Origin of the sequence: Corynebacterium sp. HMSC034E11, from assembly GCF_001835905.1 — a bacterium.
Taxonomy (GTDB): domain Bacteria; phylum Actinomycetota; class Actinomycetes; order Mycobacteriales; family Mycobacteriaceae; genus Corynebacterium; species Corynebacterium coyleae.
The window spans coordinates 21067-29312 of record NZ_KV826421.1 but is presented as its reverse complement, the minus strand read 5'-3'; the positions used below and the strand labels follow the sequence as shown (position 1 = coordinate 29312).

Annotated in this window: 10 protein-coding genes; all 10 read right to left on the bottom strand. The window is 61.9% G+C overall.

Translation table 11 applies throughout. The annotated features are described in order from the left end of the window. Window positions 1–35: 35 nt before the first annotated feature. The 10 genes from HMPREF2690_RS10640 to HMPREF2690_RS10595 all read right to left on the bottom strand — a co-directional run bounded on the left by HMPREF2690_RS10640 (window position 36) and on the right by HMPREF2690_RS10595 (window position 8244). Window positions 36–860, bottom strand: coding sequence for a tetratricopeptide repeat protein (locus HMPREF2690_RS10640; RefSeq protein WP_070820857.1), 825 nt, complete (start codon window positions 858–860; stop codon window positions 36–38). A gap of 1 nt (window position 861) precedes the next feature. Continuing rightward, complete coding sequence (locus HMPREF2690_RS10635) at window positions 862–1164, bottom strand: MTH1187 family thiamine-binding protein (protein WP_070421851.1); 303 nt, start codon at window positions 1162–1164, stop codon at window positions 862–864. Window positions 1165–1185: 21 nt separating this feature from the next. Further along, window positions 1186–1473 (bottom strand): hypothetical protein, encoded by a 288-nt coding sequence (locus HMPREF2690_RS10630; protein ID WP_070421850.1) that lies wholly within the window; start codon window positions 1471–1473, stop codon window positions 1186–1188. After that, on the bottom strand, window positions 1474–2166 hold the full coding sequence (gene nucS, locus HMPREF2690_RS10625) for an endonuclease NucS (RefSeq protein ID WP_070482811.1): 693 nt from the start codon (window positions 2164–2166) through the stop codon (window positions 1474–1476). 31 nt (window positions 2167–2197) lie between these two features. After that, on the bottom strand, window positions 2198–2659 hold the full coding sequence (locus HMPREF2690_RS10620) for a DUF2550 domain-containing protein (RefSeq protein ID WP_083319534.1): 462 nt from the start codon (window positions 2657–2659) through the stop codon (window positions 2198–2200). A gap of 164 nt (window positions 2660–2823) precedes the next feature. Beyond that, on the bottom strand, window positions 2824–3192 hold the full coding sequence (locus tag HMPREF2690_RS10615; protein ID WP_070421848.1) for a F0F1 ATP synthase subunit epsilon: 369 nt from the start codon (window positions 3190–3192) through the stop codon (window positions 2824–2826). A gap of 8 nt (window positions 3193–3200) precedes the next feature. Further along, complete coding sequence (gene atpD, locus HMPREF2690_RS10610; protein WP_224212800.1) at window positions 3201–4718, bottom strand: F0F1 ATP synthase subunit beta; 1518 nt, start codon at window positions 4716–4718, stop codon at window positions 3201–3203. A 3-nt stretch (window positions 4719–4721) separates the two neighbouring features. Further along, entirely contained in the window at window positions 4722–5690 is a 969-nt protein-coding gene (locus tag HMPREF2690_RS10605; RefSeq protein ID WP_070816813.1) for a F0F1 ATP synthase subunit gamma, read from the bottom strand. Window positions 5691–5737: 47 nt separating this feature from the next. Continuing rightward, the gene (atpA, locus tag HMPREF2690_RS10600) at window positions 5738–7402 is read right to left on the bottom strand and encodes a F0F1 ATP synthase subunit alpha (RefSeq protein WP_070482805.1); all 1665 of its coding nucleotides are present in this window, start codon (window positions 7400–7402) and stop codon (window positions 5738–5740) included. Window positions 7403–7410: 8 nt separating this feature from the next. Beyond that, complete coding sequence (locus tag HMPREF2690_RS10595) at window positions 7411–8244, bottom strand: F0F1 ATP synthase subunit delta (RefSeq protein ID WP_070771229.1); 834 nt, start codon at window positions 8242–8244, stop codon at window positions 7411–7413. Window positions 8245–8246 lie beyond the last annotated feature (2 nt).

Here is an 8246-nt window from a genome sequence, read left to right as displayed (position 1 = left end):
CTGTGAAATTTGCGAATTCGCCCCTGTGGATAACTCTAAAACAGCGAGCTAGCGAGCCTAGTGCGCGCCGAAATCACGCGCGGGTCGTCGGGAGCAAGCAACGTCAACAGTTCGAGCAGACGCTCCTTCGCACGCGGCTCCGTCTTCACCATGCCGAGCAACAGATCAAAGGCGCCTTCCGGATCTCCACCGACAAACTGCGCATCCGCGGCGAGCAGCTGCTGCTCCACCTCATCCACCGCGTCGCCGTCGCCGTCCTGTTCGTTGAGACGCTTCAACACAGCGACGGTATTTTTGGCTTGTTTGACATCGGAGTTGGTGGGGTCGTCGGCAAGGATGGCGTCGTAAAGCGCAGTTGCGCGATCGAAGTCGCCGGCATTGAGGGCGGCGGTGGCGTCGTCGAGACGCGGATCCTGCGCAGGCTCCTCGCCACCAAGCCCCTGGAGTTGGCCGCCAAGCTGGGCAACGATCTGGCCGATCCACTGCTCCAACTGGTCGGCCGGCTGATTGCCCTCAAAGTTGGCCACTGGGCGTCCTGCGGCAAGCGCGACCACGGTGGGCAACACGCGCACGCCGAGCATCTGTGCCACCTGCGGGGTGGCATCCGCGTCGATGTAGGCGACCATAAACTGCTGCTGCCCCGCCGCGAGCCGCTCGAACGTGGCCTTGAGCGCGACAGAATCTTCAGAACGGTCCGTGCCCACCATGAGGATCACAGGGATCTGCTTGGACCGCTCAAACGCAACCGCCTCAACGTTGGTGGCGTTGACGGTGACAAACGGCTGAAAGTCGCCAGGCTCAGGCTGCTGCGCCAGCGCGCCTAAGTCAATAGCGCCGCCGGTGAACTGCGGGTTGGTCATGCTAATCCTCCAGGTGCTTGTTCAGCGACTCGATCTTCTGGTGCAACATGTCCGTGTAGCCGGGCCGAATATCAGCCTTGACCACGAGCGACACGCGTGGAGAAACCTCCTCCACCGCCTGGGTGGCACGCTTAATCACGTCCATGACCTCGTCCCACTCGCCCTCGATGGTGGTGAACATGGCGGTGGTCTCGTGCGCCAGCCCGGACTCCCGGACGACCTTCACGGCGCGTGCCACGATGTCGGACATTTCGGCGTTGGAATTTTCCGTCAAGGTCGGTGCGACCGAAAACGCTGCAATCATGCGGCCCAGTCTAACGCCCGCTTATCGACGACCCCAGCAATGCTTATGCCAATGCCTCCGATCATCGACTCCCCTGCCGGAATCCCGCGGCCATGCCACCACATGCGACACACCGGGAGGAATGTTCTGGTTGCACCCTGGACAAATGTAGAACTTCGTTGCGGCTGCCGAGCCGATCTGGCGGACCTTGAATATCTCGCCATTCGTCCACTTCGGCCCCTCCATCTCCTGGGTGCCGATAAAGGTCGACCCGTCCCGCGGCAGGACGTAGCGCGGCGACTGGTACTGGCGGCGATTCTTGCGTGGCATTTAGAACAATCGCAGTTCGTTCGATTCGATGCCGCGCAGTTCGTCGTAGTCGAGGGTCACGCAATCGAATCCGCGGTCGCTGGCAAGCGTGCGCGCCTGCGGCTTGATCTCCTGGGCGGCGAACACGCCACGCACAGGCCGCAGCAACTCGTCGCGGTTGAGCAACTCGACGTAACGGGAGAGCTGCTCGACGCCGTCGATGCCACCGCGACGTTTCACCTCCACCGCAACCGTTCCGCCACGCGGGTCACGGGCCAAAATATCGACCGGGCCGATCGCAGTTGGATACTCGCGGCGGACAAGTTCGTAGCCCTCGCCGAGCGTCGAAATATGCTCAGCCAACAACTCCTGCAGGTGTGCCTCGACGCCATCCTTGACCAGGCCGGGATCGACGCCGAGGTCACGTGATTCGTCGAGAAGCACCTCTGCGATGGTGATACGCAGTTGCTCGCCCTTCGAATTCTCGACGATCCACAGCTCTTCGCCCGTATCCTCGCCATCCATATCAACAACGTTTTCCACCCGCAGCGTGCACGGCGGCATCATCCAATTCAACGGCTTATACGCGCGGTCATCGGCGTGGACGGACACAGAGCCGTCCGCTTTCACCAGGATGAGACGCAGCGCTTCAGGCAGGTGGGCATCGAGGCGACCCACATAATCAACAGAACAACGGGCGATGACTAGACGCATGCGCCCAAGGGTACCGTTGCGACGAACGCCGCTAACGCTCGGTCTCTCGCTGGGCGCGCTCCTCAAGTGCGCGCATATCGGTGCGCTCGGCGCGTACGTCCGGGGCCGATTCAATCCACGAGATAAAACCCATCTGCGTGCGACGATCAGCAGCAAATTCGATACCGCCATCGGGCGAATCGACCTGCAGAATCTTCGCAATATCGGGCATAAACTGGCGCTCATCTGCCGTCACGTCCCGCAAGCCTGTGAATTGCAGCAGGCGTCGGTCCGCGACCATATCGTGCGTAAACGACAAAGAGCGCAGCTTGTAAAACAGCATGCGCTCCCCGTCGTACCTCAAGACACCATGGCGCCAGCCATGGATGCCTTCAGCCGGCATCTGGCGGATCATTGCACGGGAACCGCTACCGCGGACCATGCTGAACCGCCAAATGGCAGACGCCGCAAACGTGGCCACCACAAGCACAGCCACGGCAACGACGAACACCATTGTTTCAACCTCCAGACAGCGGGTAATGCGCAATATCTTAACGCCCTTTGTGTCTTTTATGCGCACGCTGCGCGAGTGGGGGCATAGAAAAACGCCCCCATCCGAATGTGTATCCGGATGGGGGCGCTGGTCAGGCCGGCGTTACGCCTTCCTCGGCGCAGCGACTAGTGCGCGTTGCGACGAACGGCCGCCAGCTCCGCCTCCGAGCGAGCCTGTACGACCCTGTCCTCGTTGTCGAGGTTGGACTCTGCGACGGCGGAGTCAACCTCGTCGGCGAAGATGGCGTAGTCCGCGAGGACTGTCACCTTGTCGCCGACAACGGAGAGGAATCCACCCTGTACGGCCGCGACGATACGCTCGCCGTCGATCGGGCGGATGGTTACCACACCGTTGTCCTTGAGCTGCCCCAAGAGCGGCTCGTGCCCAGGAAGGATACCGATCTCACCCTCCGTAGTCTGAGCGGTGACGATGCTTGCCGGACCTTTCCAGAGCAGGCGGTCAACCGAGACCAGTTGAGCGGTAAGTTCAGCCATGGTTCCTCCTACGCCTGCAGCTTCTTGTATGCAGCCTCGACGTCGTCCAAGCCACCCAGGCCGTTGAATGCCTGCTCTGGGTAGTGGTCGAACTCGCCCTCGCAGAGCTTGTCGAATGCGTCGATCGTCTCTTCGAGCGGGACGTAGGAACCCTCGTCGCCAGTGAACTTCTTTGCGACGAAGAAGTTCTGGCCCAGGAAGCGCTGGATCTTACGTGCGCGCTGCACGGTGATCTTGTCTTCCTCAGAGAGCTCGTCCATACCGAGGATGGCGATAATGTCCTGCAGTTCCTTGTTCTTCTGCAGAATGCCGATCACCTTCTGAGCGACGTTGTAGTGACGCTCGCCAACGATGCCCGGCTCAAGGATGCGCGACGTGGAGGTCAGCGGATCCACTGCCGGGTAGATGCCCTTCGACGCGATCGAACGGGAAAGCTCGGTGGTCGCATCGAGGTGGGCGAAGGTGGTTGCCGGAGCCGGGTCGGTGTAGTCGTCAGCCGGCACGTAAACAGCCTGCAGCGACGTAATCGAACGGCCCTTGGTCGAGGTAATGCGCTCCTGGAGCACACCCATCTCGTCGGCAAGAGTCGGCTGGTAACCCACGGCGGAAGGCATACGGCCCAGAAGGGTCGATACCTCGGAACCTGCCTGGGTGAAGCGGAAGATGTTGTCGATGAACAACAGCACGTCCTGGTTCTGGACATCGCGGAAGTACTCCGCCATGGTCAGACCGGACAGGGCCACGCGCATACGGACCCCTGGCGGCTCATCCATCTGGCCGAAGACAAGCGCGGTATCCGGAAGCACGCCCATGTCCTCCATCTCGAGGAACAGGTCGGTGCCCTCACGGGTGCGCTCGCCGACGCCGGCGAAGACCGAGGTACCGGAGAACTCGCGTGCAATACGCGTAATCATCTCCTGGATCAGAACGGTCTTACCAACACCTGCACCACCGAACAGGCCGATCTTGCCACCCTTAACGTACGGGGTGAGCAGGTCGATGACCTTAATACCGGTTTCGAGGATCTCGGTCTTACCTTCGAGGTCCTTGAAGGCCGGCGGTTCGCGGTGGATGCCCCAGCGCTCACCGGTCTGACCGACCGAGGGGTCGTCCAGGCACTGGCCGAGTGCGTTGAACACGTGGCCCTTGACCTGGTCGCCGACCGGGACAGAAATCGGGTTGCCGGAGTCCGACACCTTGGCGCCACGGACGAGGCCGTCCGTCGGGGCCATGGCGATCGTGCGGACGAGGTTGTCACCCAGGAACTGGGCGACCTCGAGCACGATGGTGCGGGACATCTCGCCGAGGTCAATGTCGACCTCGAGAGCGTTGTACAGAGCGGGCAGCTCGCCACGCGGGAACTCCACGTCGACGACTGCACCAATGACGCGCACGACACGGCCGTTCTCAGAACCGCGCGGGTTCTGAGTATTCTCGACCCGATCTGCGGTCTGGGTGTCGGCCTCAGGAAGCGCCGCACCCGCCAGATCGTCGTTGCGCTCATCAAAAGAGTGAGCAGTAGTCATGATTTAGTCACTTTCTCCACTACCGGACAGCGCACCAGCGCCGCCGATAATCTCGGTGATTTCCTGGGTGATCTTCGCCTGACGGACCTGGTTTGCCTCGCGAGACAAATCGTTGGCCAGTTCGGTGGCGTTATCGGTCGCATTCTTCATTGCCGTGCGGCGCGATGCCGACTCGGCGGCCGCTGCTTCCAGGAAGATCGAGTAGAGCAACCTGGAAACGTAGACCGGCAGCAGCTCATCCATGAGCGTGTCCGGGTCCGGCTCGAAGTTCATGTCCGGGCTGACTTCACCAGAGTTGGTCAGCATGTCTTCCTGTTCGTACTTGAACTCTTCCAGGACCGGCTCGATCGGCAGAAGCTGATCGACGCGTGCCTCCTGGGAAAGCATGGATACGAACTCGGTGTAGACAACGTGGACAACATCGAACCCGCGGACAGACTCGCCCGTTTCGCCGTTCTGGCGAAGCGGGACGGTGGCTTCGGAGCCAGCCATGTAGCCGTCGATGATCTGGTGGCGCACGTCGTGCGTGTCCTCCCAAGACGGCTGCTGCGAGAATCCGGTCCATGATCCCGCGACATCCATGTCACGGAACTTGAAGTGCGTCACGCCCTTGTTACCGGTGACGTAACGAACCACCTCGTAACCTGCGTCGGTCAGCATGCGCTCAAGCTGCGCAGCCTTCTTCAGCACGTTGTGGTTGTAGCCGCCGGCCATACCGCGGTCAGAGGTGACCACGAGGATTGCCGCGACCCGGCCGTTCTCACGCTCGTGGAGCATGGGGTGGGCCAGGGAGCTCGCGGACGCGAGGCGTTCCATGACGTCTTTGAGCTCGTCGGCGTACGGCTTAGCCGCCTCGACGCGCTGCTGGGCCTTGGTGATCTGCGCGGTGGCGATCAGTTCCTGGGCCTTTGTAATTTTCTTCGTGGAGTTGACGGACCTGATGCGGTCACGCAATTCGCGAAGCGTTGCCATGGTGTTTCCTCCCTTCCTTTATGTAGTAGTCCTAGAACCGACTGGCACTAGGAGCGGCTGACGTTGAGCTGGTTCTTCGCAACCTGGCGGGAGTCAAGCGGCTCCTGCTCAGCCTCGCGGACAATGCGCTCGCCGGAGGTTGCCTGGAAGTTACGTGCCAGGTCCTCGTTGACGCGGCGGATTGCGGCCTGCGAGTCGTCGTCAAGCTGCTTGCCGCCAGCGATCTGGTCGTAGACCTGCGGTGCATTGGCCTTGATAGCCTCGTGCAGCTCGGTCTCGTAGCGGCGGACGTCCTCAACGGGAACGACGTCGAAGACGCCTTCGTTGGCAGCCCAGATCGAGATGATCTGGAATTCCACCGGCTGCGGCGCGTGCTCGGACTGCTTCAGCAGCTCGACCAGGCGCTGGCCGCGCTCGAGCTGCTTCTTGGAAGCGGCGTCGAGGTCGGAAGCGAACGCTGCGAAGGCCTCAAGGTCACGGTATGCCGCGAGGTCCAGACGCAGGTTACCGGCGACCTTCTTCATACCCTTGGTCTGTGCGGCGCCACCGACACGGGACACGGAGATACCCACGTCAATAGCCGGGCGCACGCCCTGGTTGAAGAGATCGGACTGGAGGAAGACCTGGCCGTCGGTAATCGAGATGACGTTGGTCGGAATGAAGGCACCGACGTCGTTCGCCTTGGTCTCGATGATCGGCAGTGCGGTCAGGGAGCCTGCGCCGAGCTCGTCGTTTAGCTTTGCGGCACGCTCCAGCAGGCGGGAGTGCAGGTAGAACACATCGCCCGGGTATGCCTCGCGGCCCGGCGGGCGGCGAAGCAGCAGCGAAATGGCACGGTATGCCTCTGCCTGCTTGGTCAGGTCATCGTAGATCACCAGGACGTGCTTGCCCTGGTACATCCAGTGCTGGCCCAGTGCTGCACCGGAGAACGGTGCGAGCCACTTAAAGCCTGCGGAGTCGGATGCCGGAGCAGCCACGATCGTGGTGTACTCCAGCGCACCGGCCTCCTCCAGCGTCTGGCGAACGCCAGCGATGGTGGAGCCCTTCTGGCCGACGGCGACGTAGATGCAGCGCACCTGCTTCGACGGGTCGCCGGTCTCCCAGAACTCCTTCTGGTTCAAAATGGTGTCGATGCAGACCGCGGTCTTACCGGTCTTGCGGTCACCAATGACGAGCTGGCGCTGGCCGCGGCCGATCGGGGTCATGGCGTCAATCGCCTTCATGCCCGTCTGCAGCGGCTCTTCGACCGGCTGGCGGTCGAGAACGCCTGCGGCCTGGAGTTCCAGTGCACGCTCTTCGTCGGATTCGATTGGGCCAAGGCCGTCAATCGGCTGACCCAGGGGGTTAATCACGCGGCCGAGGAAGTTCTCGCCGACCGGGATGGAGAGGACCTCGCCGGTCCGCTTGACTTCGTCGCCCTCGGAAAGGGTCTCGAAGTTACCCAGCACCACGACACCGATGGAATCGGTCTCAAGGTTCTGGGCGACGCCGATGACGCCGTTGGGGAACTCGAGCAGCTCGTTCGTCATGCAGCCCGGCAGCCCAGAAACCTGGGCAATACCGTCTGCGGCCGAAGTCACCACGCCGACCTCCTCACGGGAGGCCTCCGCAGAGTAGCTCGAGGTGTAGTTCGCTATCGCGCTACGGATCTCATCGGAGGAGATCGTCAGCTCCGCCATGTTCTTCCTGCTCTCGGTAGTTTTATCCAGCATATTGTTAATTATTTAGCCGCCTGGGCTGCCATATCGGTACGGAGACGCTCGATCTTGCCGCGCGTCGAACCGTCGATGACTTCATCGCCCACGCGAACCACCATTCCGCCGAGGAGGCTGGGGTCAACCTCAGAGTGGATGGCGATCTCGCGGCCGTAAATCTGCTCCAGCTTGCGGGCCAGTGCGTCACGCTGAGTGTCGTTCAACGCCTCAGCGGTCTTCACACGTGCAACCGACTTGCCGCGCATCTCCGCAACGTTTTCTGCCAGTTCGGCGAGATCGTCGACGGGGTTGTGGTGCGGCCGGCCGATGACCTGCAAGGCCAGGGCCTCGGTGAACATTGTCACCTTGCCGTAAATCACGCTAGCTAGCAGTCCGCGCTTCTGCGCAGCGGTTGCGGTGCGGTCGGACAGGAGCTGCGTGAGCTCCTTTTCGTCCTCGAGGAGGACGGACAGTTGGTAGAGCTCGTTTTCGACCTGCTCCAACTGGCCCTGTTCCTGTGCACCCTTCTGCAGTGCGATGCGACCCAGGTTGATCAGACCTGCGCGGAACTCGCGCGGAGTCGACCACTCCTGCTCCGCTGCTGCGGTGAGGATGTTCAGGGTGGGTTCCGCCACCTTGCCACCGAAAACGTCCTTCACCATGCCGGCGCGCTGGCCGGGTTCAAGGGACGTATCGGCGATAGCCACGCGCAGGGCACGCTCGGTGTCGAGCTGGTCCACGATGAGGAACAGTTCGGTGCCGATCTGTGCTGCGGTGGCGACTGCGTTGTCGGCGCTGCCGATCAGCGATTCAAGCTGACCGGTGACGTGCGACTGTGCTTCGCGACTAGCTGCCTTCATCT